Source organism: Streptomyces hokutonensis (assembly GCF_042751305.1).
GTDB classification, from domain to species: Bacteria; Actinomycetota; Actinomycetes; order Streptomycetales; family Streptomycetaceae; genus Streptomyces; species Streptomyces hokutonensis_A.
The window spans coordinates 98611-122240 of sequence record NZ_JBHYWD010000026.1; the positions used below are offsets into that span (position 1 = coordinate 98611).

General features: G+C 72.1%; 19 protein-coding genes, 3 tRNA genes and 2 pseudogenes. 13 read left to right on the forward strand and 11 right to left on the reverse strand.

The window, feature by feature from the left end; genetic code table 11:
- Window positions 1-138: 138 nt before the first annotated feature.
- A complete protein-coding gene (locus ACFXC1_RS42800) occupies window positions 139-987 on the forward strand; it encodes a hypothetical protein (protein ID WP_381253554.1) in 849 nt (282 codons plus the stop codon).
- Between the two features lie 16 nt (window positions 988-1003).
- On the opposite strand, the gene ACFXC1_RS42805 is transcribed toward ACFXC1_RS42800, so the two are convergent.
- Window positions 1004-1079 (reverse strand) — tRNA-Trp (locus ACFXC1_RS42805).
- A gap of 91 nt (window positions 1080-1170) precedes the next feature.
- Between ACFXC1_RS42805 and ACFXC1_RS42810 the strand changes: the two genes are divergently transcribed.
- Together ACFXC1_RS42810 and ACFXC1_RS42815 are read left to right on the forward strand one after the other, a co-directional pair.
- Complete coding sequence (locus ACFXC1_RS42810) at window positions 1171-2574, forward strand: DUF2201 family putative metallopeptidase (protein WP_381253556.1); 1404 nt, start codon at window positions 1171-1173, stop codon at window positions 2572-2574.
- Window positions 2575-4401, forward strand: coding sequence for an AAA family ATPase (locus tag ACFXC1_RS42815; protein WP_381253558.1), 1827 nt, complete (start codon window positions 2575-2577; stop codon window positions 4399-4401).
- Here the strand turns inward: ACFXC1_RS42815 and ACFXC1_RS42820 are convergent.
- From ACFXC1_RS42820 to ACFXC1_RS42840, 5 genes are all read right to left on the reverse strand, one after another.
- Window positions 4379-5602: a leucine-rich repeat domain-containing protein gene (locus ACFXC1_RS42820; RefSeq protein WP_381253561.1), complete on the reverse strand. Its 1224-nt coding sequence runs from the start codon at window positions 5600-5602 to the stop codon at window positions 4379-4381. The two genes, ACFXC1_RS42815 and ACFXC1_RS42820, sit on opposite strands and share 23 nt — an antisense overlap.
- Window positions 5599-6951, reverse strand: a complete 1353-nt coding sequence (locus ACFXC1_RS42825; protein ID WP_381253563.1) for an SDR family NAD(P)-dependent oxidoreductase — start codon at window positions 6949-6951, stop codon at window positions 5599-5601. The genes ACFXC1_RS42820 and ACFXC1_RS42825 overlap by 4 nt, the downstream gene beginning before the upstream one ends.
- A gap of 30 nt (window positions 6952-6981) precedes the next feature.
- A tRNA-Asp gene (locus ACFXC1_RS42830) sits at window positions 6982-7053 on the reverse strand.
- A gap of 10 nt (window positions 7054-7063) precedes the next feature.
- Window positions 7064-7136: transfer RNA gene (locus ACFXC1_RS42835), tRNA-OTHER, on the reverse strand.
- Window positions 7137-7200: 64 nt separating this feature from the next.
- Entirely contained in the window at window positions 7201-7446 is a 246-nt protein-coding gene (locus ACFXC1_RS42840; protein ID WP_381253566.1) for a WhiB family transcriptional regulator, read from the reverse strand.
- Window positions 7447-7734: 288 nt separating this feature from the next.
- Here ACFXC1_RS42840 and ACFXC1_RS42845 point away from each other — a divergent pair, with 288 nt between their 5' ends.
- Window positions 7735-8526, forward strand: coding sequence for a VOC family protein (locus ACFXC1_RS42845; protein WP_381253568.1), 792 nt, complete (start codon window positions 7735-7737; stop codon window positions 8524-8526).
- Window positions 8527-8547: 21 nt separating this feature from the next.
- On the opposite strand, the gene ACFXC1_RS42850 is transcribed toward ACFXC1_RS42845, so the two are convergent.
- From ACFXC1_RS42850 to ligD, 3 genes are all read right to left on the reverse strand, one after another.
- Entirely contained in the window at window positions 8548-9594 is a 1047-nt protein-coding gene (locus tag ACFXC1_RS42850) for a LacI family DNA-binding transcriptional regulator (RefSeq protein WP_381253571.1), read from the reverse strand.
- A gap of 89 nt (window positions 9595-9683) precedes the next feature.
- Window positions 9684-10613, reverse strand: a complete 930-nt coding sequence (locus tag ACFXC1_RS42855; RefSeq protein WP_381253573.1) for an ornithine cyclodeaminase family protein — start codon at window positions 10611-10613, stop codon at window positions 9684-9686.
- Window positions 10614-10617: 4 nt separating this feature from the next.
- Window positions 10618-11640 carry a non-homologous end-joining DNA ligase gene (ligD, locus tag ACFXC1_RS42860; RefSeq protein ID WP_381253576.1) on the reverse strand — a complete coding sequence of 341 codons (1023 nt, stop codon included), beginning with the start codon at window positions 11638-11640 and terminating at the stop codon, window positions 10618-10620.
- A 75-nt stretch (window positions 11641-11715) separates the two neighbouring features.
- Between ligD and ACFXC1_RS42865 the strand changes: the two genes are divergently transcribed.
- Together ACFXC1_RS42865 and ACFXC1_RS42870 are read left to right on the forward strand one after the other, a co-directional pair.
- The gene (locus ACFXC1_RS42865; RefSeq protein ID WP_381253578.1) at window positions 11716-12786 is read left to right on the forward strand and encodes an ATP-dependent DNA ligase; all 1071 of its coding nucleotides are present in this window, start codon (window positions 11716-11718) and stop codon (window positions 12784-12786) included.
- A gap of 126 nt (window positions 12787-12912) precedes the next feature.
- Entirely contained in the window at window positions 12913-13908 is a 996-nt protein-coding gene (locus tag ACFXC1_RS42870; RefSeq protein WP_381253581.1) for a DUF3048 domain-containing protein, read from the forward strand.
- A gap of 17 nt (window positions 13909-13925) precedes the next feature.
- On the opposite strand, the gene ACFXC1_RS42875 is transcribed toward ACFXC1_RS42870, so the two are convergent.
- Entirely contained in the window at window positions 13926-14390 is a 465-nt protein-coding gene (locus ACFXC1_RS42875; RefSeq protein WP_381253583.1) for a MarR family winged helix-turn-helix transcriptional regulator, read from the reverse strand.
- A 237-nt stretch (window positions 14391-14627) separates the two neighbouring features.
- On the opposite strand from ACFXC1_RS42875, the pseudogene ACFXC1_RS42880 reads away from it, so the two are divergent.
- The 6 genes and pseudogenes from ACFXC1_RS42880 to pcaDC form a co-directional block, all read left to right on the forward strand.
- Window positions 14628-14948: pseudogene (locus tag ACFXC1_RS42880) on the forward strand (CoA-transferase); the annotation flags it as partial.
- Window positions 14949-15425 (forward strand): annotated as a pseudogene (locus ACFXC1_RS42885) (3-oxoadipyl-CoA thiolase); the annotation flags it as partial.
- An 8-nt stretch (window positions 15426-15433) separates the two neighbouring features.
- The gene (pcaH, locus tag ACFXC1_RS42890) at window positions 15434-16207 is read left to right on the forward strand and encodes a protocatechuate 3,4-dioxygenase subunit beta (RefSeq protein WP_381253586.1); all 774 of its coding nucleotides are present in this window, start codon (window positions 15434-15436) and stop codon (window positions 16205-16207) included.
- 6 nt (window positions 16208-16213) lie between these two features.
- Window positions 16214-16819 (forward strand): protocatechuate 3,4-dioxygenase subunit alpha, encoded by a 606-nt coding sequence (gene pcaG, locus ACFXC1_RS42895; protein WP_381253589.1) that lies wholly within the window; start codon window positions 16214-16216, stop codon window positions 16817-16819.
- On the forward strand, window positions 16816-18150 hold the full coding sequence (gene pcaB / locus ACFXC1_RS42900; protein ID WP_381253592.1) for a 3-carboxy-cis,cis-muconate cycloisomerase: 1335 nt from the start codon (window positions 16816-16818) through the stop codon (window positions 18148-18150). The genes pcaG and pcaB overlap by 4 nt, the downstream gene beginning before the upstream one ends.
- Complete coding sequence (gene pcaDC, locus ACFXC1_RS42905) at window positions 18147-19265, forward strand: bifunctional 3-oxoadipate enol-lactonase/4-carboxymuconolactone decarboxylase PcaDC (protein WP_381253595.1); 1119 nt, start codon at window positions 18147-18149, stop codon at window positions 19263-19265. The genes pcaB and pcaDC overlap by 4 nt, the downstream gene beginning before the upstream one ends.
- A gap of 176 nt (window positions 19266-19441) precedes the next feature.
- Here pcaDC and ACFXC1_RS42910 read toward each other — a convergent pair whose 3' ends face one another.
- Window positions 19442-22126, reverse strand: coding sequence for an ATP-binding protein (locus ACFXC1_RS42910; RefSeq protein ID WP_381253598.1), 2685 nt, complete (start codon window positions 22124-22126; stop codon window positions 19442-19444).
- A gap of 331 nt (window positions 22127-22457) precedes the next feature.
- Between ACFXC1_RS42910 and ACFXC1_RS42915 the strand changes: the two genes are divergently transcribed.
- A complete protein-coding gene (locus tag ACFXC1_RS42915; protein ID WP_381253601.1) occupies window positions 22458-23477 on the forward strand; it encodes a DUF2510 domain-containing protein in 1020 nt (339 codons plus the stop codon).
- The last annotated feature ends 153 nt before the right edge of the window (window positions 23478-23630 follow it).

A 23630-nucleotide genomic window follows, 5' to 3' on the forward strand; every position in this document is an offset into this window, starting at 1 on the left:
TGGCCTCGAATTTCTAGCTCACGCGGCCAACCCCCACGCCCCGCTGGGGGGCGCGCGCGCGCGCCTCCCCCCCCCTCCCCCCCCCCGCCCCCCCCCCCCCCCCCCCGGGATCCGGCCCGGCTGCGGCATCATGCCGCCATGCGTGACAACAGCACGTCAGGGGCGGCGGTCGGCTTTCTGCTGGACCTGATCGACCACCAGGACGCGGACCGGATACGGCACCGGATCGGCCTGCCCGAACCGGAGGGACCGGCAACTCTCGAACCCCGGCAAAACGCTCTGCTCTGGTCCTGGACAAGGACGGCGGTCCCCTCCTCCGTGCTGCTGTGGGTTCTGGAGCAGGACGATCCGGAACGGAACCGGTGGGTCTGGCGGCACAAGTCGGTGGACAACGCGATGCGGCGGGCCATCGCACGGGGTGTGCCGTTCGGTCCCGACCGTGAAGCCCTGTTGGCCGTTGTCGACGGGCTGGACCCGGACCTGGAACCGCCGGTCCCCGCGAGCTTCACCCGATTCGGCCTGGTCGGCGCCCTGCGCGAGGGCACCTCCATGCAGTCCGCGCGGACAGCCGCGTCGATGGTCCTGGAGCGCTCCGACTGGCAGGCGGTCACCGAGGCGGACCGGGATCGCCCCCTGCCCGGCTACGCGCGCTGGGCACTGGCGATACGCCCGGACTGCCCGCCCGCGCTGCGCGCGCAGTTCGGCACGCACCGCAAGTTCACCCGCCGGGTAGAGCAGGCCGGAGTGCTGGACGGCCCCGCCGACTACGCGACCTCCTGGGGCCCCGCGTCACACGTACTCAAGGTGCTCTCGTCAGGTCACCTGCTGTTCCCCACGCGCGTGGGCGAAGCCCAGGACGCGCTACGGCCCCTGGTGCGCGACCACTTGGCCGATCGCGAGGACGCCTGGGCGGTGCTGGCGCAGCTGATCGACACCTTCCAGGGAAACGCGGCGGAGCTGGTGATGACGGCGGGCGCGATCGCCTGAGCCGGGCCGCGAGGGGGGCGGGGCGGCTGGATTCGAACCAGCGTGTTCTGGCTGTGGGGGCCGGTGCGCCTGCCTCTGCGCTACGACCCCGCCCTTGGGGCCAGAGCGTAATGCCTTGGCCCGATGTCAGTGGCGCCTGGTACCAATGAGCCATCGGGGGAACTGCGGCGCGGGGGGCGTGGGATGGCGTACGGGGAGCGGGGTCGGCGTACCCCTGTGGTCGATCTGGCCGACCGCAGGGCGCTGGAGCGGTTCCGGCCGGCGGACCCGGCGACGGTCGCCGAGGCTCGGCGGCTGAAGGAGGCCGCGCTGCTGGACTTCGGGCTGACCGAGTCGGCGGTGGCGTCCTGGCTGTACGCGAAGTGCCATCACCAGATCCCGACCACGGCGGTGGACACGGCGGCCGTGGTCGCCTCCGGCGACGGCTCCTGTCTGCTGCTCTTCAACCCGGACTTCTTCGTCCGACTCGGCCTGGACGGCGTGAAGTTCGTGCTCTTCCACGAGGCCAGGCACCTGGTGCAGCGGCACCTGTTCGCCGACCCCGAGCTGCGCGAGGACCCGGTGTTCGAGCTGGCCGCCGAGGTCTCCATCAACCATGTCGCCCTGGTCCGCCTCGGCCGACCCGAACTGCCTCTTCTGGACGGCCGCCCGACCGGCATCGACCCCCGGAAGATCCACGGCCTGTACCAGACCGACCTCACCGCACACGGCCTGGAGCCCGTCCCCTACGAGGAGTTCGTCGCCACCGACATGAAGGTCTACGGCGAGCTGAAGCGCATGGCGCATCCCCCGGTCCCGGATCGGCGGCTGTGCGTGCACCTGCTGGACGGCGGTGTACCGGCCGACCAGGAGACGGTGGACGCGGTGGCCTCGTCCGCGCTGCTGAACTCCCTGCTGGCGGCCCGACGCGGACACGCGGGCGCGGAGCGGGAGTTGCTCGACCTGATGGGTCGTACGGAGGACGGTTCAGCGCGGGCCGCCCGGATCTGGGGGAACCTCGGCGCGGGCATCCTGCGCGGCGAGACGGCACGCACGCGTGCGGTCCACTGGTGGCAGCGCTGGCTGGTCGACGTCATCGGCTCGAAGCTGCGCGACGGAGAGCGGCTGGTGTACCCGAAGAAGCGCGGCGCCCTGCTCGCGGCCCTCGGCCAGGACCCGATGCTCTCCCGGCGCGGCCCGGTCCGCGACAAGGTCCTGGTCATCGCCTACGACACCTCGGGCTCGATGCCCCAGCACGTGATCAGCTGGCTCACCGAACTCGTCGGCCGCATCGACGGAGTCGAGGCCCACTGGCTGTCCTTCGACGCCGTGGTCATGCCGTTCAAGCCCGGCGAGCGGGTCTACGGCGGTGGCGGCACGAGTTTCCAGGTGGTCGCGGACTATGTGGAGGGGCGCACGGAGGTGAACGGCCGCAGGTTCGACGTCACCCCGGACGCGGTCGTGATGCTCACCGACGGGTACGCGCCGCCGATCGCACCCGCCGAGCCGGACAAGTGGATCTGGCTGATCACCGAGGGCGGCAGCGAGTGGCCCGAGACGCACACCCCGGCGATGGACTGCCATCGCGTCACGACAGGATCGCGGTAGATGAGCACGGAGACAGGGCAGTCGACGGCAGCCGACGGCAAGCGCGACCGGCGTGAGCTGTCGCGCCTGGAGTCCTTCGTCGACGCGATGATCGACCTGGGGCAGACCGGGCAGATCTTCGGTGAGCACGGCATCGGCAAGACGGCGACGTTCTTCTCCCACATCGGCCGCGCCCACCCGGGCACCGAGCTGGTGTACGTCCCGGCGGCCAATCTGACGCCGGACGACCTGTTGATCAACGCGCCGGTGCGGGACCCGGGCACCGGTGAACTCGTGCTGCGGCAGCTGGTGATGAGCCAGTTGAAGCCGGGCACTCCGTTCGTGCTGCTCATCGACGACTCGCTGCAGGCGGGCGACACGATCCAGTCGCAGCTGATGCAGATCGCCTGCAACTGGACGCTGGGCGAGCACGATCTGCGGGCGCTCGGCTGCGTCGGTGTCTTCCTCACGGACAACGAGTCCCTGTCCGAGACCTCGGCCCGGCGCGGCGACCTCGCGCTGCTCGACCGCATGGTCACGATGCGGATCACGGCGAACGACACGTCCTGGCGCCGGCATCTCACCGCCAAGTACCGCCCCTGGGACCTGAATCCGGTGTTCGCCGTGTGGGCGTCGCTCTCCCCCGCACTGCGCGAACTGCTGTCCCCGCGCACGCTGGACCACGTCCTGGCCAACGCGAAGGAGGGCTTCCCGCTCCGCTGGGGCCTGCCCCTGATCGACGGCGAGCGGCTGCGGCTGGCCGAGCCGGGTCCCGACGGAAAACCCGGCCAGAACCGCACGGCGGAGATCCTCGACCGCGTCGCCCAGGCCCTCGGCGTGCCCAACCCGGCCACGATCCCCGACCCGGTACGACAGGTGGTGCGGGCCGCGCTGCGCAACCGCTGGACGGTGCTGCTGCAAGGGCCGCCCGGCTGTGGCAAGACGGAGCTGGTCAGGGAGACGGTCCGCGCGGGCCTGGGCCGGGAGCCGCTGTACTTCTCGCTGCCGGTGACGAACGTCGAGGACCTGTGCGCGCCGATCCCGTCGCCGGACGGCACCCTGGACAACCTGCTGGCCGCGAACTTCACCGGGCCGGCCCCCAAGGCGATCGTCTGGGACGAGTACAACCGCCCCAAGGACAAGGCCGCGTTCGCCAAGCTCATGGAGATCACCCAGGAGTGGTCCCTCGCGGGCCGCCGCATCGAGAACCTGCGGGCCCAGATCGCCGTACAGAACCCGCCGTACCACCTCGGCCGCAAGCTGCTGGTCTCGCGCAACAACATCGCCCAGGCGACGCGGTTCACGGCCTCGCTCACGGTGGAGCCGGAGGACATCCCCGCCAACGAGTGGCTGCTCGCGCGCTACGGCGCGGACGCCGAGACGGTGCTGGAGTGGTGGAAGCACGACATCGACGACGACGGCCGCGCCTGGATCACCAAGCGCACCCTGGAGCGGCTCATCAAGCTGCACCGCAAGGGGCTGCCGCTGGAGATGGCGACGGTCTACCTCGGCGACGGCGAGTACGCTCCCGTGCCGCTCACCGCCCTGATCGACCGCTTCAAGGGCCGCCCGGTCACGGGCCTGCGCGAACTGGCCCGCGACGCGGACCACTGGGAGGCCCGGCTGCGCCGCGCCGCCGACCACACCGACGAGGGCGGCGACGACAGCGACGTCGTCCACCAGATCCTCGCCAACGCGGAGCTGTCCCAGCTGAAGAAGCACCGCGCGGTGGTGGCCCGCATGGTCGCCCTGCTCCCCGCGAAGCTCCGGGCGACATATCTGGTGGGGGCGTCGGCACAGCAACAACGGTTCTGGACCGACATATTCACCGGGATGGCGCGTCGCTGACCCCGTGGTCGCCCTCTTCGGGCCGCGCCGTGCGGTGCACGCTGCGTACGGCGGCCACGTCGGGGGCGAGCGCCGGTGGCGGGACGTGGGCGGTGAGAGTCTCCAGGCGGCGCTTGATGCTGGCGGCGATGCCCTGGCCGAGGACGAAGCGGGTGGGGGTGACGGCGCGGGGTGCCGTGTCGAGGAGGCGGTGGGCCTCGCGGCTGCGCATCCCGGTGTGGGACAGGACGAGGTGGGTGAGGCGGTGTTCGGCGGCCACGAGGGTGTGGGCGATGCTCTCGGCGGCGGTCAGATCGACGTGGTTGTCGGCCGCGCCCAGCACACCCGCCGCCCGGACCCGGCCGAGGTCCAGCAGGGCGACTCCGGCCACGGTGGCCGCGGTTACCAGCCGCGCCGCAGCCCGCGGACCGATGCCGTTGCTGGCGACGGACAGCCGCGTGAGCCGTCCGTACGGTGCCCGCTCCAGGGCGTCGGCCAGGCGGAGCGCGCCCGCGTCGCCCAACTGGGCGGCGGATACATAGAGTTCGTCGATCGCGCCCGCCGCGACAACGGCGGCGAGCGGTGCGGCGCCGTCCGGGCCGAGCCGGTTGCCGCCGACGAAGAGCCGCTCGATACGGCGCCCGTTGCCTGCGGCGGCCAGCAGCGCATCGGCGAGAACGGTCGTACCCGCCGGGTCGAGGCCGGTCTGCACGAGGTCCAGCGTGCGCAACGACCGCGCGGACTCGATGAGTTCGGCCGCCGCCCGCCCACCACCGCTGCCCAGCGGATTGCGCTTGAGCCACACACCGGTCACGACCTGCGGCGAGGCACGCAGTTGGTCGGCGATCCGGCAGGCGCCGCCGGCCGTGATCCCGTTGCACCCCAGGTAGAGCGTCTCGACCTCACCGCTCCCACCGGCCACGACCTCTGCACCCTCGTCACCGAGCCCGTCCGTACCGAGCAGCAAGTGCCGTACGGGCGAAGGACCTTGGGCCAGTGCCTCGGCGACGCGCGCGGCGCCCTCCGCCCCCAACCCCTGCTTGCACAGATCGAGCCGCCCGTCCGGCAGCGCCGTCCCCACGGCGAAGTCCAGCCGCTCCCCGGCAGGCCGCCCCGCCCGCAACCAGTCGAGCAGTGGCCCGAGTTCGGCGACCGGACGCGGCGGGACGTACACCACACCGGCGAAGCCGACCTCGCCCGTGTCCTCCGTGTCCCCGCTCACCACGCCGCCTCCCGGTAGTCCTTGAGGAACACCCCGGACACCGGGTCCCCCGACTCGCCGCGCACGATCGGGTCGTAGACGCGGGCCGCGCCGTCCACGATGTCCAGCGGGGTGCGAAAGCCGGCCCCGGCCATGCGGTTCTTCTTGGGCGCGGGGTTCTCGTCGGTGATCCAGCCCGTGTCGACGGCGCACATGTGGACGCCCTGTTCGGCGAGTTCGGCGGCGCTGGTGCGCGTGAGCATGTTGAGCGCGGCCTTGGCCATGTTGGTGTGCGGATGCCCGGCCGTCTTGTTGCGGACGGCGAACCGGCCTTCCACGGCGGTCACGTTGACGACATACCGGCGTGGACGCGGTGACGCGAGCAGCAGCGGAAGCAGCCGGTCGCACAGCAGGGCGGGGGCGAGCGCGTTGACGAGCTGGGTCTCCAGGACCTCGGCCGGGTCGAGGGCGCCGAGCCGCGCCGACCAGGAGTTCTCCGGGGACGGGTCGGGCAGCAGCCCGGCCTCGTCGGCCTCGCGCAGGACGACGGGCAGCGCCGAGGCCCCGCCCTCGATCATCCGCATCGGTGTGAACCCCGGTGCCTGCCTGGCCCCTTCGGGCAGTGCGTCGCGCTCACCGGCGGCCAGCAGGGCGTACGACTGCGGGGGCCGCCGTACGGTCTGGGCGGCGTTGTTGACGAGGATGTCCAGCGGATCGCCGGCCCGCCGCAACTCCTCGCACAGGCCCAGGACTTGGCGCGGATCGCGGAGGTCCACGGCGAGCACGGTCAGCCGGTCGAGCCACTTCTCGCTGCCGGGCTCCGCGCGGAAGCGGCGCACGGTGTCGTGCGGGAACCGCGAGGTGACCTGCACCTCCGCGCCGTCCCGCAGCATCATCAGGGCCAGCTGGAAACCGATCTTCACCCGCCCGCCGGTGAGCAGCACCCGGCGCCCGCTCAGATCCGTACTCAGCGCACGGCGGGCGGTGTTGTCGGCGGCGCACTCGGGACACAGCCGGTGGTAGAACGAATCCACCTGTCGATAGGGCGACTTGCAGACATAGCAACCACGCGGCTTGCGGTAGACCCCTCCGGAATCGAGATGCGTCGGCCCATCTGTCGGACACAGCGCGGCGTCCTCACGCCGGTCCACCGCGCCCGTCGCCGTCGCGGCCATCGCCGCCGCGTCGGCCGCGGACACGTCGGCGCCGCGCGCCTTGCGGCGCCGCAGCCGCCCGTCCCGGGCGAAGGACGCGGCCACCTGCTCCGCGCGCAGCCGCACCGGATCGTCGACGGGCAACTCGCGCAGCCTGCCCACCGCGTGGTGGAAGGCCGCGAGTTCCGCCTCGGTGATCCCGCCCTCGTCAGTCATCGATTCCCGCCCCGGCCGTGCCCTGGATTGGGGCCCCGGCCGGATTCGAACCGGCGTATCCACCCTGACAAGGTGGCGAGTCTGCCTCTGCTCTACAGGGCCCCCGAACGCAGCCCGGGGATCGGATTCGAACCGATGTGATTCGTCAGAGCACGACGTGCGCCTGCCTCTGCGCTACGCCCGGGTGCGCCCCCGGATCCTAGCCGCACTCCCCCGAGCGAGAGACATCGACAGACGCCCCGGCCCCGGTCAGCGCGAGGTGCGCCTGAGCTCCAGGCGTTCCTTCTCCGAGAGGCCGCCCCACACGCCGAAGCGTTCGTCGTTGTCGAGGGCGTACTCCAGGCAGGCGGAGCGGATGGGGCACATGCCGCAGATGCGTTTGGCCTCCCGGACGGAGCTGCCGGGCTCGGGGAAGAAGAAGTCCGCCCCGGTCTGCGCGCACAACGCCTCCTGCTGCCAGTCCAGGTCGGGCGCGGTGATCGTGTCGATGTGCATGGGCATGAGCGTGCCGTGCGGTGAAAAACGTTCGATCAACGCGGGATCAACGCCGCGCTCCGGGGCCTCCGGCCACCCCGATGGTGGCGCCGCGCCCGAACCGGCGCACGGCGGCGCGCGGAACCGGAAGAAAACACGGAGAACTTCCGCGGTCACCGAGGGTGAACAAAACGGTCGAGCCGACTCACCACGCCACACCGGCAGCGATTGTCAGTGGGCGGTGCAAGACTCGGCAGTGCAGAGAACGGGCCCCCTCCAGTACGGGACCCTTCAATGAGGAGGGCAAAGATGCTCACCACCCGTTTCGTCAACGGCGCTCCCAACTGGCTGGACGTCGGCTCGCCCGACATCGACGGCGCCATCTCCTTCTACGGCGGTCTCTTCGGCTGGGCTTTCCAGTCCGCGGGACCCGAGGCCGGCGGCTACGGCTTCTTCCAACTGGACGGCAAAACGGTCGCCGGCGGTATGCCACTGCCCCCGGAGCACGACTCGTCCGCGTGGAGCGTGTACTTCCAGAGCCCGGACGCGGAGGCCACGGCCAAGGCGGTGGAACAGGCGCACGGCGCGGTCCTGTTCCAGCCGATGGACGTGATGGGCGAGGGACACATGGCGGTCCTCAGGGACCCGGCGGGCGCCGCGTTCGGCATCTGGCAGCCGGGCCGCACCAAGGGTGTCGACGTGGCGGGCGACCCCGGTTCGCTGACCTGGGTCGAGCTGTACACACCGGACGTCGCCGCGGCTGCCGCGTTCTACCACGCCACGCTCGGTCTGGAGACCTCGGCCGCCCCCATGCCGGGCGGTGACTACACCTGTCTCAACCCGGCGGGTGCGGGTGAGGAGGCGATGTTCGGAGGTGTCGTCCCGCTCGACTTCGACGCGACCGGGGCGGCCTCGGGGGCGTACTGGCTGGCCTACTTCGAGGTCGCCGACGTGGACGCCACCGTGGCCAAGGCGCTGGAGACCGGCGGCAAGGTCGCCGTGCCCGCGGCCACCATGGAGGGAGTCGGCCGCATGGCCCAGCTCACCGACCCGCACGGCGCCCGCTTCGCGATCATCAAGAGCGAGCCGCCGCAGAGCTGACGGAGCGGCCCGGGGGCAGGCCTACGCGGAGGCGCGGCGGACCAGTGTGGTCGGCAGGATCACACTGGACGGCGCGCCTCCGACGCCCTCGCTGGTGACCCGGCGGTCGAGGCCGCGCAGCAGCAGGCGGGCCATCAGCCGGCCCATCTCCTCTATGTCCTGGCGGACCGTCGTGAGCGGCGGCTCGGTCTGCTCGGCGACCGGCAGCATGTCGTCGAAGCCGATCACGGCCACGTCCTCCGGCACCCGCAGCCCCTCCTCGCGGAGCACCTTCAGGGCGCCGTAGGCGGTGAGGTCGTTGGCGGCGAACACGGCGTCCACGTCGGGGCAGCGGTCGAGGAGTTCCCGCATGGCGCGCTCACCGCCGCCCGGGGTGAAGTCGCTCTCCACGATCAGCCGGGGGTCGGCGTCGACCATGACGTCCCGGAACCCGTCGAGCCGGTCCACCGCGGACGTCTGGTCGAGCGCGCCGGTGATGTGCGCGATCCGGGTCCGGCCGAGCCCGACGAGATGCCGTACGGCCTCGCGGGCACCGCCCCGGTTGTCGCAGTCGACGTACACGGTGGGCCCGGACGCGCGGGTCCCCTCGCTCCAGCAGGGCCGGCCGCCGAACACCGTGGGGACACCGGCCCGTTGGATCAGTCCGGGCAGCGGGTCGTCGAGGTGGAGGGAGAAGACGAGCGCGCCGTCCACATGTCCGCCGGCGAGATAGCGGCCGACGCGGGCGTGGTCGGCGCGGCCCTCCGTGAGGAGCAGCACGAGTTGGGAGTCGTGGGCGGTCAACTCCTTGCTGATGCCCCTCAGTTGCATGGCGAAGAAGGGGTCGGCGAAGACCCGGGTCTCCGGTTCGGCGATCACCACGGCGATGGCGTCGTGCCGCCTGGTCACCAGGCTGCGGGCGGCCTGGTTGGGGACGTAGCCGAGTTCCTCCACGGCCTGCCGGACCCGTTCGACGAGCGATTCCCGCACCCCGTCGCCGCCGTTGACCACCCGGGACACGGTGGCCCGCGACACCCCCGCCCGCGCGGCCACGGCCTCCAGCGTGGGGCGCGGTGCTGTCTCGGTCACTTCTGGACCCCTCCTCGATGCTGCGGATCAGGATAGCCGCGGGCGAAGCGGACGGTGAGAGCGCTCCCAACCCGACGGGACCCCCTCGCTCATCCCAGCAGATTCACCCGTCGTCCGACCCCGTCCTCCTCCGCCCGCCGGTACGCCAGCCAGGCGAGCGCCAGGTCCTGCCAGGGCAGGCCGACGGGGGCGTACACGGAGCGGGCGGCGGCGTCTGTGCGGCCCGGGTGGTCGCCGCGCAGTACGTCGCCGAGTGTCGTGTCGATGTCGTTGGGTGCCAACGCGCCCACGGAGGCGACGAGTTGGCGGTCGTCCACGACGACGAGCGCCGCGTCGAGCAGGTCAGGGGCGAGTTCCCGTTTGCCGGGTTCGTCGGCGCCGAGGCTGGTGAAGTGCTGGCCCGGACGGGTGTCCGCGAGGGACAGCAACGGGGTGCGGGACCAGGTCGCGAGGAGCACGATGTCGGCGGCCGTGGCGATCTCCGTCGCCGAGTCCAGCACCCGGCCGCCGTGCCGTGCGGCGAAGTCGGTCGCCCGCTCGAAGTCCGTGTCGTGGACGAGGAGTTGACCGTACGGCCGCAGGACACCCAGCCCCCGCACCATCAACTCGGCCTGCGCGCCCGCGCCGATCACGCCCACCGCCGCGTCCTCGGCCGGGCCCGCCAGCACATGGGTGCCCAGCGCCGCCGCCAGTCCCGTACGCCAGGCGGTGATCGTCGCCGAGTCCAGCAGGGCGAGCAACTCGCCGTCCACACCGCTGTACAGGCAGATGACACCCCGCAACGCGGGCCGCGCGCCGGGGAACTTGGCGTTGACCTTCGCGGTGTAGGCCTCGATGCCGGGCAGCAGTCCGGGGATCAGGGCGGTGGCCGTGCCGGGGAACGGCAGGTCGGTGCGCACCCGTTGGCCGGGAATCGCCGGCTCGGCCCCCACGGCGCGGAAGCCGTCGCGCAGCGCGGCGAGACAGGCCGAGGGTTCCAGGAGGTCACCGAGGTCGCTTCGGGTCAGGAGGCGGGTCATCCGTTCAGGATCCCTCGGGCTCTTTCTTCGCCCGGCTCGGCTGTACCCGCTTGGGCTCCCCCGGCATCTTCGGGTACTCCGGCGGGTACGGCAGATCGCCGAGCCCGTGGTCGTGTTCGTCGCGGCGGGCGAGTTCGAGGAGGGCGTCGAGGGAGTAGCGGTGGTCGTCCATGTCGGCGTGCACGTCGCCGAGTTGGGCGAACCGGGCCGGCATGGTCGCGAGGTCGAAGTCGCGGGGGTGCGCGGTGCCGACCTCGTCCCAGCGCAGCGGGGCCGAGACGGGGGCGTGCGGGCGGGGCCGTACGGAGTAGGCGGAGGCGATGGTGCGGTCGCGGGCGGTCTGGTTGTAGTCGACGAAGATGCGTTCACCGCGCTCCTCCTTCCACCACTTGATCGTCACCTGCTCGGGCATCCGGCGTTCCAGTTCGCGGCCGACGGCGATGGCCGCGCGGCGGACCTGGGTGAAGGTCCAGTTCGGTTCGATCGGCACGAAGACGTGCAGGCCGCGTCCGCCGGAGGTCTTGGGGAAGCCCTTGAGACCGCCGAACTCGTCGAGTACGGCGCGGAGTTCGTGGGCGGCGCGGACGGCGTCGTCGTAGTCGGTGCCGGGCTGCGGGTCGAGGTCGATACGGAGTTCGTCGGGGCTGTCGACGTCGTCGCGGCGCACCGGCCACGGGTGGAAGGTGAGCGTGCCGTACTGGGCGGCCCACAGGACGGCGGCCTGCTCGGTGGGGCACATCTCGTCGGCGCTGCGTCCGCTGGGGAAGGTGATGTGGGCGCGCGGAATCCAGTCGGGCATGTTCTTGGGCGCCCGTTTCTGGAAGAAGTTCTCGCCCTCGACCCCGTCCGGGTAGCGCTCCAGGGTGGTGGGGCGGTTGCGCAGGGCGCGCAGGATGCCGGGGCCGACCGCGATGTAGTAGCGGGCGAGGTCCAGCTTGGTGAAGCCGCGCTCCGGGAAGAAGATCTTGTCGGGGCTGGACAGCCGTACGGTCCGGCCGCCCGCCTCCAGTTCCACCGCTTCGCCCATGCGAGCCACGGTAGGCCCGCCGCCGGAACATTGCATACCGGGCGACAAGCGGCGTACAAGCGCAGAATCGGAACCATGGATCTGCCGGTGATGCCGCCCGTGAAGCCGATGCTCGCCAAGTCGGTGGCGAGGATTCCGCCGGGCATGCACTACGAGGCGAAGTGGGACGGCTTCCGGGCCGTCGTGTTCCGCGACGGCGCCGAGGTCGAGCTGGGCAGCCGTACCGGAAAGCCGTTGACCAGGTACTTTCCCGAGCTGGTCGAGGCGCTGAAGGAGCGGGTGCCACAGCGCTGTGTGCTGGACGGCGAGATCGTGATCGCGCGGGAGGGGCGGCTCGACTTCGACGCGCTGACCGAGCGCATCCACCCGGCCGACTCGCGGGTACGGACGCTGGCCGAGCGGACCCCGGCCTCCTTCGTCGCCTTCGACCTGCTGGCCCTGGCCGACGAGTCGTTGCTCGACATACCGCTCGGCGACCGGCGTGCACTGCTCGTACGGGCACTGTCCGACGCGACTCCGCCCGTGCACCTCGCGCCCGCGACCACCGACATCGAGGTGGCGCGGCGCTGGTTCGAGCAGTACGAGGGCGCCGGGCTCGACGGTGTCGTGGCGAAGCCGCTGGATCTGCGGTACCGCCAGGACGAGCGCGCCATGTTCAAGATCAAGCACGAGCGGACGGCGGACGTGGTGGTCGCCGGGTACCGCCTCCACAAGAGCGGGCCCGTAGTGGGCTCGCTCCTGCTCGGCCTCCACGACGATCACGGCGCCCTGCAACACGTAGGTGTGTCGGCCGCCTTCACCATGAAGCGGCGCGCCGAGCTGATCGACGAGTTGGAGCCGCTGCGCATGGACGATCCCGCCGGGCATCCGTGGGCGGCCTGGGCGGAGGAGGCCGCGCATGAGAGCGCCCGGCTGCCGGGGGCACCGAGCCGCTGGTCGGGCAAGAAGGACCTCTCCTGGGTGCCGCTGCGGCCGGAGCGGGTGGCCGAGGTGGCGTACGACCACATGGAGAACGGCGCGCGCTTCCGGCACACGGCGCGTTTCCGCCGCTGGCGCCCGGACCGGACGCCCGAGAGCTGCACCTACGCACAGCTGGAGGAACCGGTCCGTTACGACCTCGCGGAGATCCTCGGGCCTCCGGACTGAACGCTTCCGGATCTTCCGGTGGGCCGATCGGCCCATTCGACGCGCACAAACACAACCGAGCGGGTATGGCCACCAATGAACTTATAAGAGCACAATCGAAAACACAGACTGGTGGCAACGGTGGGCATGGGACAGAAGGCGCCCCGGCGTCGCGGCGCGAGAAGAGCGGCGCTGCTGGCCGCCACGATGACGGCCTCCCTCGTGGTGGGCTGCACGGCGCATCACGGCGGCAGCGGCGACGACGGACGCGGTCGGACCCAGTCCCCCACGCAGAGCCCGGCCCAGAGCCCGAGCACGGTCGCCCCCGCCGCCGGTCCGGTGCTCGCCGTGAAGATCGACAACGTGCCCGCGGCCCGACCGCAGACGGGCCTCGACTCGGCGGACATCGTCTACGCCGAGCAGGTCGAGGGCGGGCTGAGCCGGCTGATGGCGGTGTTCGCCACCAAGCTCCCCAAGTCCGTCGGGCCGGTGCGCAGCGCCCGCGTCTCCGATCTGGAGCTGCTGCGCCAGTTCGACGATCCGACGCTCGCCTTCTCCGGGGCACAGCACAAACTGCTGCCGCTGATCGCCAAGGCCCCGCTGCGTTCCGCATCGCCCGACGAAGTGGCGAGCGCCTACTACCGGGGGGTCGACAAGTCCGCCCCGCACAACCTCTACCTGCGCCCGAACAAGCTGCTCTCGTCCGCCCCGGGGGCAGCGGCCCTGACGACCGGTTTCCACTACGGCGCGGCCCCCGCGGGCGGCAAGGCCACCACCTCCCGCACGGTGCGCTATCCGGCGGCCCGCTTCACCTTCACCTGGTCCGGGTCGCAGCACCGCTGGCTGGTCACCGAGGACGGCACGCCCACCGTGACGACCGCCGGCAAGCGGCTGGCCCCGGCGACGGTCGTGATCCAGTACGTGCAGATCCGCAGGTCCGCCTACCACGACGTCCTCGGCAACAACACGCCGTACACCTCGACCGTCGGCTCCGGGAAGGCGGACGTGCTGCGGGACGGCCGTACCTTCAGTGTCGACTGGAAGCGGCCGGCGGCGACGGGCGGAACGGAGTTCACCAGCTCCGACGGCACGCCCGTGAACTTCGCGAAGGGCCAGGTCTGGGTGGTGTTCGCCAAGGCCTGACAGCGACGACCCGAGGGTCAGCGGCGGGCGGCGAGGGGCTCCGTGGGGTTGCGGAGCCCCTCGGCCGCGTCCGAGACCCGTTGGATGAGGTCGAGGAAGACGCCCTGCTCCTCGGCGGAGAGGGGGGCCAGGAAGACCTGGTTCATCCGGGCCGTACGGACGGCGAGCTTGCGGTGGACGCGCCGGCCGTCGTCGGTGAGGCGGAGCAGGAAACGGCGCCCGTCGCGCGCGTCCCGCACCTTGTCGAGGAGACCACGGCCGCTCAGCCGGCTGATCACCTCGGCGACGGTCGACCGGTCCAGGCCCACCCGCTCGCCCACCGTGCGCTGGTCGAGCCCCGGTTCGGCGACGAGCGCGTTGAGCACCGCGAACTGCGGCGAGGTGATCTCCTCGGAGACCATGGTGTTCCACAGCAGGTAGTGCGCCTGCTGGAGCCGCCGGGCGAGGTGCCCGGGGTGGCTGGTGAGGTCCACCGCGCCCATGTGCTCTCCCGTAGTCGTCGTATTCGTCCGTGCACTGAACGATACCCGGGGTCCCTGGGGCCGAGTCCAGGCCTGTGCACGGAGCCGACCTGGGACTTCTCCCAGGTCTTGACGAGGCGGCCCCGCAGTGGCAGCGTGAAAGAAACTTCACCGAAATGCTCAGTGCCCTGATGAACTGCGGCGGGCCGAACCGCATGGACTGCTGACCGGGCGCTCGGACGGGACGGGACTTCACGGATGGACAAAGTGGTCGCCACAGCCCTGGAGGCAGTGGCCGATGCGCCGGACGGAGCGACACCGGCCGACGGCCGCATCGCCCGGGTGACCGGCTCCTGCATCGGCGCCAACAAGGAGTTCACCCGCCAGTACCCGGCCGGGGAACTGGCGGTCGAGCTGATCTCCCAGGGCACCCTGGCGGAGCGGCTGCGCGCGGGCGGGGCGGGCATCCCCGCCTTCCACGCCCCGGCGGGCGTCGGCACCCAGGTCGCCGAGGGCGGACTGCCCTGGCGCTACGACGGCTCGGGCGGCGCCTCCCTCGCCTCGCCGCCGAAGGAGGTGTCGTTCCGCACCGAGAGCGGGACCGTCACCGCGAGCAACGCCTCGCCGCTCAACGACGGTGCCGCAGCCCTGCCGCCGACCGACGAGGAGGGCCTCAAGGCCACCGGCCGTCAGCCCCTCGCCCGGGTCTCGGCGACCGGTGTGCACGCGCTCGACCCGGACCACTTCGGACTCGCTCCCGTCGAGGCCGTGAACCGCGCACCCGCCAAAGCGGGCAAGGGATTTGACGACCCGTCAGTCCTCGAACTCAACGAGGCCTTCGCCGCCCTGGTCCTCGGATGTGTCGCCGAACGGCCCGAGTTCGACCCGGCGATCCTCAACCCGCAGGGCGGCTCCATCGCCCTCGGTCCTCCTCTCGGCGCCTCCGGTGCCCGGCCGACCGGTACCGTCGCCCGCCAACTCGCCCGCAAGGGCACGGGAGTTGGCGTCGCCCCCCTCTGCATCGGCGTGGACCAGGGCCTCGCCCTCGAACGGTAGGAATCCCCATGGCTCTCACCCAGCACGACATCGACCTCGAAATAGCGGCCGAGCACGCGACCTACGAGAAGCGGGTCGCCGACGGAGCGCCCGTCGAACACCATCCGCGCCGCGACTACGCCCCCTACCGCTCCTCACTCCTCCGCCACCCGAAACAGCCGCCGGTCACCATCGACGTCTCGAAGGACCCGGAGCTGGTGGAACTCGCCTCCCCCGCCTTCGGCGAACGGGACATCACCGAGATCGACAACGACCTGACCCGACAGCACAACGGCGAGCCGATCGGCGAGCGGATCACCGTCTCCGGGCGGCTGCTGGACCGCGAAGGGCGGCCGGTCCGCGGGCAGTTGGTGGAGATCTGGCAGGCGAACTCGGCCGGCCGCTACGCGCACCAGCGCGAGCAGCACGACGCCCCGCTGGACCCCAACTTCACCGGTGTCGGGCGCACGCTGACCGACGACGAGGGCAACTACCGCTTCACCACGATCCAGCCGGGCCCCTACCCCTGGCGCAACCACGTCAACGCCTGGCGTCCGGCGCACATCCACTTCTCGATGTTCGGCACGGCGTTCACCCAACGGCTCGTGACGCAGATGTACTTCCCGAGCGACCCGCTGTTCCCCTACGACCCGATCATCCAGTCGGTGACGGACGACGCGGCCCGCCAGCGCCTCGTCGCGACCTACGACCACAGCCTCTCCGTGCCCGAGTTCTCGATGGGCTACCACTGGGACATCGTGCTCGACGGCCCGCACGCCACCTGGATCGAAGAAGGACGCTGACCCGCCATGACGAAGATCGACACGAGCCGCCCGGAGTCCGTGCTGCCGACCCCGTCGCACACGGTCGGCCCCTTCTACGGCTACGCGCTCCCGTTCCCCGGCGGCGGCGACATCGCGCCGCTCGGGCACCCGGACACGATCACCGTCCAGGGATACGTGTACGACGGCGAGGGCAGTCCGCTGCCGGACGCCTTCGTGGAGCTGTGGGGTCCGGACCCCGAGGGCAACCTGTCCACGACCGACGGCTCGATCCGGCGCGACCCGGCCAGCGGCGGCTATCTCGGCCGCAACGGCGTGGAGTTCACCGGCTGGGGCCGCATCCAGACCGACGCCAACGGCCACTGGTACGCGCGGACACTACGGCCGGGTCCGCGGGGGCTCAGCGCCCCGTACCTCAGCGCGTGCGTCTTCGCGCGCGGACTGCTGGTGCACCTCTTCACCCGCATCTACCTCCCGGGCGACGAGGCCGCGCTCGCCGCCGACCCGCTGCTGTCCGGGCTGGACGCGGCGCGACGCGACACGCTGATCGCGCGGGACGACGGCAGGGGCACATACCGTTTCGACATCCGCCTTCAGGGCGAAGGCGAAACGGTATTCCTGGAGTTCCAGTGACAGCTGCCGACCCGTCGCACACCGGCCTGCTCGCCCCCGGGTGGGCCGGCTCCCCCGCCGCGTCCGCGACCGGCGACACCGCGTACCTACGAGCCCTGCTAGACGCGGAGGCCGCGCTCACCCGCGCCCAGGCCGCGCTGGGGCTCGCCCCCACCGAGGCCGCGACGGCGGTGACGGCTGCGGCCGACTTGGACCGGTACAACGTACGGTCCCTCGCGGAGCGAGCCCGCGGCGGCGGCAACCCGGTGATCCCGCTGGTCGCCGATCTGACGAAGGCGGTCGGCGCGGAGTACGGGCCCTACGTCCACCGGGGCGCGACCAGCCAGGACATCATGGACACCGCGACGATGCTGGTCGCCGTCCGCACCCTGGACCTGGTCCTGGCCGACCTCACGCGTACGGAGATCGCGCTGGCGGAGCTGGCCGCCGCCCACCGCGACACCGCACTGCCGGGCCGCACGCTCACCCAGCACGCCGTACCGACGACCTTCGGGCTGAAGGCCGCGGGATGGCGGTCGCTGGTGCTCGACGCACGGGACCGCGTGCGGGTGGTGCGGGACGGGCTGCCCGTCCAACTCGGGGGCGCGGCAGGCACGTTGGCGGCCTTCATCGCGTACGGCGCCGGGGACCCCCTCACTCTGCCGGACGCGTACGCCCGTGAACTCGGGCTGGCCACCCCGCAGTTGCCCTGGCACACGCTGCGGACGCCGATCGCCGACCTGGCCGGGTGTCTGGCCTTCACGGCGGGCGCGCTGGGCAAGCTCGCCGCCGATGTGCTCGTCCTGGGCCGCACCGAGATCGCCGAGGTCTCGGAAGGCAGCGGCGGGGGTTCGTCGGCCATGCCGCACAAGGCGAATCCCGTACGGTCCACACTGATCGCCGCCGCCGCGCGACAGGCACCGCAGCTCGCGGCCGTCCTCTACGGCTCGTTGGTCGCCGAGGACGAGCGGCCTGCCGGGGCCTGGCACGCCGAGTGGGAACCGTTGCGTGAACTGCTGCGGCTGGTCGGCGGTGCGGCGCACCATGCCGCCGAACTGGCTGTGGGGCTGCGGGTGCACCCGGACGTGATGCGTGAACACCTCGGTCTCACCCATGGGTTGATCGTCTCCGAGCGGCTGTCGGCCGAGCTGGCGCCGCTGCTCGGGCGGGCCCGGGCGAAGGAGCTGCTCACGGAGGTCGCCCGGCGGACATACGCGGAGGACCGTTCGTTGGCCGAACTGCTCGCCGAGGAGCCCGAGTTGAAGGACCTCGACCTCTCCGCACTCACCGACCCCACCCGCTACACGGGTTCCGCCGGAACCCTCACCGACCGTGCGCTGGAGCGACGTTGACCGAGAAGCTGCTCAACTTCCGTGCCGAGGGGCCTGCTTCGGCGACCCCGCTGCTGCTCGGCCCCTCGCTGGGTACGTCGTACGCGCTCTGGGACAAGGTCGCGCCCGAACTGTCCATCACCCACCGGGTGATCCGCTGGGACCTGCCGGGACACCGTGGTTCGGCACCGGATCTGATCGGCCCCGGGGCGACCGTCGGTGACCTCGCCGGCCTGGTGCTCGCGCTCGCCGACTCCCTCGGGATCGGGCAATTCGCCTACGCGGGTGTGTCGTTGGGCGGTGCGGTGGGTCTGCATCTCGCGGTGGAGCACCCCGAGCGGGTGTCCTCACTCGCCGTGATCTGCTCCTCCGCGCACTTCAACGGGGCGAAGCCGTGGGAGGAACGGGCCGCGCGGGTACGGAGCGAGGGGCTGGACTGGCTGGCCGAGAACGCGAACTCCCGTTGGTTCACGCCCGGGTTCACCGTGCCGGAGCTGGTGGCCGACCAGCGGGCCGCCGACCCGGACGCGTACGCCGCGTGCTGTGACGCACTGGCCGCGTTCGACCTGCGGTCGCGGCTCTCCGAGATCCGCGCGCGCACGCTGGCGATCGCCGGGCGAGAGGACCCGGCGACCCCGCCCGCGCATCTGCGGGAGATCGCCGACGCGGTGGCGGGCGCGGCCCTGGTCGAGATCCCGGGCGCCTCGCATCTGGCGCCCGCCCAGTGCCCGGAGGCCGTCCTCACGGCGCTGCGCGCGCATCTGGACGGGGGCGCGAGGCGCGGGATGGCGGTACGGCGTGAGGTACTCGGCGACGAGCACGTGGACCGTGCGCAGGCCCGGCAGACGCCGTTCACCGCGCGCTTCCAGGACTTCATCTCGCGGTACGCGTGGGGGGAGATCTGGACCGACGACACGTTGTCGCGGCGCGAGCGGAGCATGGTCACGCTGACCGCGTTGACTGCTCATGGGCATTACGACGAACTGGCGATGCATGTGCGGGCGGCTCGGCGTAATGGGCTGTCGGCGGAGGAGATCGGCGCGGTGCTGTTGCAGAGTGCGGTGTATTGCGGGGTGCCTGCGGCGAACTCGGCTTTCGCCGTGGCTCAGCGGGTGCTGGAGGAAGACGGCGACTGAGGGGGTGGGGGTGACCTGGCGAGTCGACTGCGGCTGCGTCGTGGCTGGTCGCGCAGTTCCCCGCCCCCCTGAAGACACCGGTCAGCCAGCGCCTTTGAGGGGCGCGGGGCCGTATCCATCAGCGGCTCCGCCGCGGGGCTGGACCAGCCCCCACCGACCCGCAGCCGAAAAACGACTCAACGCAACCCCCTCCCCGTCTCCAACACCTCCCGCGCCTGCGTCGCCAAACCGTCCGCCCCGCACGAACGCGCCAGCGTCAAACCCCTGTTGATCTCAGCCACCGACCGCGCGGCGATCCCGTACTCCACCCGCGCCGCCGCGTGTTCGTACTGGCAGGGCGAGGACTCCAGGTACGCGACAGCCTGCGCGGCGAGCCGTACCGCGCGCTGACCAGTTTCCAGTGCGGCGGCGCACCGCAGGGCCTCGCCGATCGCGGTGTCCGTGCCGAAGCGTTCGGCGCGGCGGCGGGCGTCGGAGGCGAGCTGGGCGGCGCGGGTGGGGTCCTCGACGGCGAGGGCGCGGGCGAGGTCGACGGCCCACGGGACCAGGACCGGGTTGTGGTGGCTGCGCGCGCTCGCCGCCTTCGCGGCCTCCTCCAGTTCGTTGATGCCGTCCTTGGTGCGGCCGACGGCGAGCAGCAGCCGGCCGCGCACGCAGCGGGGGTCGGGCAGCACGATGGTGGACGGGTACGGCGGTGCGAAGCCGTACTGTTCGGCGATCGCCCAGGCCTCCTCGACATGGCCGCGGGCGAGCAGCGTGTCGACCAGGTTGCAGGTCGCCGACCAGTACAGGGGCAGTCCGCGGCCGACCCGCTCGGCCAGCCGCAGGGACTCGCGCAGCGTGATCTCCGCCTCCCGGAGCCGGCCGCGCCTGCGCAGGCCGAGGCCGAGATACGCGTGTGCCAGGGAGAGATGGCCGCCGCTCCAGCCGGCCGACTCGTAGGCGCGCAGGGCTTCGTTGTAGAGGCTCTCCGCGCGGTCCAGGCGGTCCGTGTAGGCGTAGGCGCTGGCCAGCATCATGAGGATCTCGAGGCCCCACTCGGTGTCGGTCCAGCCCAGGCCGGGGGCGAGCCGTCCGTTGACGAGGGCGCGGTCGCAGACCTCGACGACCTCCTCGGCGTTCTCGCCGTGGGTCATGGCGTCGAAGCCGCGCAGGATGAGCAGGGCGCGCTCGGAGTTGTCGCGGCCGGTGCAGGTGGCGGCGAGTTCGGCGAGCCGCTCGGAGCGTCCCGGGGAGGTGCCCTCGCCCGCGTGGATGCCCTCCCACATGTACTGCACGGCCTGCAGCCGCATCCGGGCGGTGCCCGGTTCGTGCCGGGCGGCCTCCGCCTCGACGGTGCGGACGGCCTCCTCCAGCTGGTTGTTGTGGGTCAGCGCCTGGGACAGCCGGAAGACGGCGTCCACGCGCGCCTGGCCGTCGAGGCCCGGCATGGCGAGGGCGCTCTGGATGTGGCCGATGGTGGTGGCGGGTGCGGTGAGCAGGGTGGCGCAGCCCAGTTCGTAGAGCACGCTCGCGTGGGTCTCGGCGAGCGGCGGCTCCACCAGGGCGCGCTCCAGACAGCGGCGGGCCGCGTCGGGGGCGCCGATGGAGAGGTGTTCCCTGGCGGCCTCGCGCAGCTGCTCGACGAGTTCCTGGTCCTCCTCCGGGTGCACCTGGAGGAGATGCCGTGAGGCGGCCGCGGCGCCGCGGCCGGAGTCGGTGACGACCTGGGCGGCGATGCCGTGCATGGCCGTACGCCAGCCGCCCGGGATGGAGTCGTAGACGGCGCTGGCGATCAGCGGATGGACGAACTCAAGCTCGCCGGCGTCGGCTTGGGAGGCGGCGGGGTCGGGGGCCGTGAGGATGCGCTCGCTGCACAACAGTTCGGCGCAGCGGTCCGCCTCGTCGCCGGTGATGGTGGCGAGCCGGGCGACCAGTTTCACGGAGATGCCGGTGCCGAGGATGGCGGCGGCCCAGGCGAACCGGGTGGCCTCGGTACCGAGGCCGTCGAGGCGGGCGACGAGTCCGCCGCCGCGCGAGGAGCGGTTCAGGGCGCGGAGTTCGGCGGCCGAGGCCTCCACCGGGGCGAGTTGGCTGTCCTGCACCTTGGCGAGGAGTTCGACGGTCTCGTACGGGTTGCCGCCGGTGACCGCCCACACCTCGCGGCAGAACGCGTCGTCGGCGTGCGGGCCGACGGTGGCGCGGGTGAGGCCGGCGGTCGCCGGCGGGGTCAGGGCGCTCAGCTGGGCGACGGGGTGGCCGGTGAGGGCGGCGACAGTGTCCAGGTACCGGCCGCGTTCGCCGGGGATCTCGCCGGGCCTGCGGGCGACCACGACGAGGACGGACAGGTCGTCGAGGCGCTCGGCGAACGCGGCGAGCCAGCGCAGGGTCTCCTGGTCGGCCCAGTGGGCGTCGTCGACCAGCAGGACGAGGGGCCACTCGCGTTTGGCGAGCCTGCGTACGGCGGCGACCAGGCCGTCGCACACGCCCTGCGGGTCGGCCTGCCGCTCGCCGGGTTCGGCGATGCCGAGGGCGGGGCCCGCGATGTCGTACCAGTCGCCGAGGTACTCGCGCGCCTCCTCGGGCATCAGCGAGAGCAGGGCGGGCTGCAGCAACTGCCGTACGACGTTGAAGGGGACGGACTTGAGGGTCTCGCCGCCGCGGGCCTGCCAGACCACGCAGTTGCGCTCCTCGGCGATACGGCGGGTCTCCGCCAGCAGCGCGGTCTTCCCGAACCCCGCCTCGCCCCGGACGACCAGCAGACTCCCCGAGGACGACTGGTCCGCACACAGGGCGTCGATCGCCTCCACCACACCGGCGACCTCTTCGTCGCGCTCCCACAGGGAGGCCGAGGTGGCCTCCGGAGGCCCGTCCTCCGTCATCCCGATTCCTCCCCGAGTAGGCCGAACGGCGTACAGACCTCGAGCGTAGCCGTCCGGCCGCCGCGGCGGAGGGCGGTCAGGGCAGCTGTTGCCGTATCGGGTGACGGCGGGATACGCGGGCGTGACGAACAGTCAGAAGGCGTCGAAATAAAGCCACTTTCGATCGATCACGCAACACCATGAACAGGTCTGCCGCACGGCCCGGCGACGGCGCCGGACCCGGCACGCGCGGCAGGTGACGGCCGGGCGCGCGATCGTCGGCGGCGCCGGTGGCACCGTCGCGGCCGGATCCTCTCATCCCGCTTTCACCGACGCCTCATACGGTAGGGACATGACGCAGGTGACTCCCCCCGGGTGGTACCCCGATCCCGGGCAGACGAATGACGGTCCCGCCACCGAGCGCTGGTGGGACGGCAAGGCATGGACGGACCGGACCCGCCCGGCCGGGTCGGCCGCCGAATGGGGTCCCCCGACCGAGCCGCCGTTCCCCGGGGCGTACCCGGCCTATCCCGCGCAGCCCCCGGCCGCGCCGCGCCGCACTCTGCGCACCGGCATAGCCGTGGCGTTGGCCGTCGCGGTCCTGACGGCCATCGGTGTCGGCGCCTACGCACTGTCCGGCAACGGCAGCGGGAACGGCAACCAGGCCGGCACGCAGCAGGCGCCGAACGGGCAGGGTGGTGTCGGCGGCCAGGGCGGCCCCGAGGGACAGGGCGGCACGGGCGGGCAGGGCAATCCCTTCGGCGGGTCCGGCGGTACGGGTGGTTCCGGTGGTACGGGCGGTGCGACTCCCGCGCCCAGTCAGTCCGCGCAGCCGAAGGTCAAGGCCGGCGGCACCGTGACCGACTCGCTCGACGGCATCAGCTTCACCGTGCCGTCCGACTGGTACGGCCAGGTCATCGAGGTCGGCGCGCAGGTGACGTCGAACACCTCGTACAAGTGCCCCGGCAACACCGCCCAGACCTGTACGAACGGCGGGGCGTACTCGGCCCCCGCGGTGGTGCTGGGCACCAAGGGCACCACCGCCGAGGAGGTCGCGAAGGCGGACATCGCCGCCAACGCCAAGGAGTCCTACGGCGGCACGACCTACGGCAGCATCACCTCGCACCAGGTGCTCGCCTCCAAGGCCGTCACTGTGGCCGGGCAGAAGGGCTACCTGGTGCGCTGGAAGGCGATCACCAGCAAGGGCGCCGACGGCTATGTCGAGTCGCTCGCGTTCCCCTCGCCGGCCAGCGCGAGCCAGATCGTGGTCGTCCGCTTCGGCGTCGACGTCGGCCAGAAGGAGTCCGTGATCGACGAGATCACCGCGGGCATCAAGGTGGCCTCGGGCGGCGGCGACGGCACGACGATCTGACCCCCCGCACACAGTCGGCCGGGTGGGGCGCCTCTCCGCTCAAGAGGAACCCCACCCGGCCGGGGGGTGCGGGGCGCCCCCCCCCCCGGGCTCACCTCCCCCCACGCCCCGCGCGCCGGCGCCGCGCGGCGCCCGCCCCGCCGGCGGGGGGCC

What these genes read in the sequence shown, in the direction of transcription:
- ACFXC1_RS42800 (WP_381253554.1), top strand. Translation starts at nt 139, where the DNA reads ATGCGTGACAACAGCACGTCAGGGGCGGCGGTCGGCTTTCTGCTGGAC.
- ACFXC1_RS42810 (WP_381253556.1), top strand. Translation starts at nt 1,171, where the DNA reads ATGGCGTACGGGGAGCGGGGTCGGCGTACCCCTGTGGTCGATCTGGCC.
- ACFXC1_RS42815 (WP_381253558.1), top strand. Translation starts at nt 2,575, where the DNA reads ATGAGCACGGAGACAGGGCAGTCGACGGCAGCCGACGGCAAGCGCGAC.
- ACFXC1_RS42825 (WP_381253563.1), bottom strand. Translation starts at nt 6,951, where the DNA reads ATGACTGACGAGGGCGGGATCACCGAGGCGGAACTCGCGGCCTTCCAC.
- ACFXC1_RS42840 (WP_381253566.1), bottom strand. Translation starts at nt 7,446, where the DNA reads ATGCACATCGACACGATCACCGCGCCCGACCTGGACTGGCAGCAGGAG.
- ACFXC1_RS42845 (WP_381253568.1), top strand. Translation starts at nt 7,735, where the DNA reads ATGCTCACCACCCGTTTCGTCAACGGCGCTCCCAACTGGCTGGACGTC.
- ACFXC1_RS42855 (WP_381253573.1), bottom strand. Translation starts at nt 10,613, where the DNA reads ATGACCCGCCTCCTGACCCGAAGCGACCTCGGTGACCTCCTGGAACCC.
- ligD (WP_381253576.1), bottom strand. Translation starts at nt 11,640, where the DNA reads ATGGGCGAAGCGGTGGAACTGGAGGCGGGCGGCCGGACCGTACGGCTG.
- ACFXC1_RS42865 (WP_381253578.1), top strand. Translation starts at nt 11,716, where the DNA reads ATGGATCTGCCGGTGATGCCGCCCGTGAAGCCGATGCTCGCCAAGTCG.
- ACFXC1_RS42870 (WP_381253581.1), top strand. Translation starts at nt 12,913, where the DNA reads ATGGGACAGAAGGCGCCCCGGCGTCGCGGCGCGAGAAGAGCGGCGCTG.
- ACFXC1_RS42875 (WP_381253583.1), bottom strand. Translation starts at nt 14,390, where the DNA reads ATGGGCGCGGTGGACCTCACCAGCCACCCCGGGCACCTCGCCCGGCGG.
- pcaH (WP_381253586.1), top strand. Translation starts at nt 15,434, where the DNA reads ATGGCTCTCACCCAGCACGACATCGACCTCGAAATAGCGGCCGAGCAC.
- pcaG (WP_381253589.1), top strand. Translation starts at nt 16,214, where the DNA reads ATGACGAAGATCGACACGAGCCGCCCGGAGTCCGTGCTGCCGACCCCG.
- ACFXC1_RS42910 (WP_381253598.1), bottom strand. Translation starts at nt 22,126, where the DNA reads ATGACGGAGGACGGGCCTCCGGAGGCCACCTCGGCCTCCCTGTGGGAG.
- ACFXC1_RS42915 (WP_381253601.1), top strand. Translation starts at nt 22,458, where the DNA reads ATGACGCAGGTGACTCCCCCCGGGTGGTACCCCGATCCCGGGCAGACG.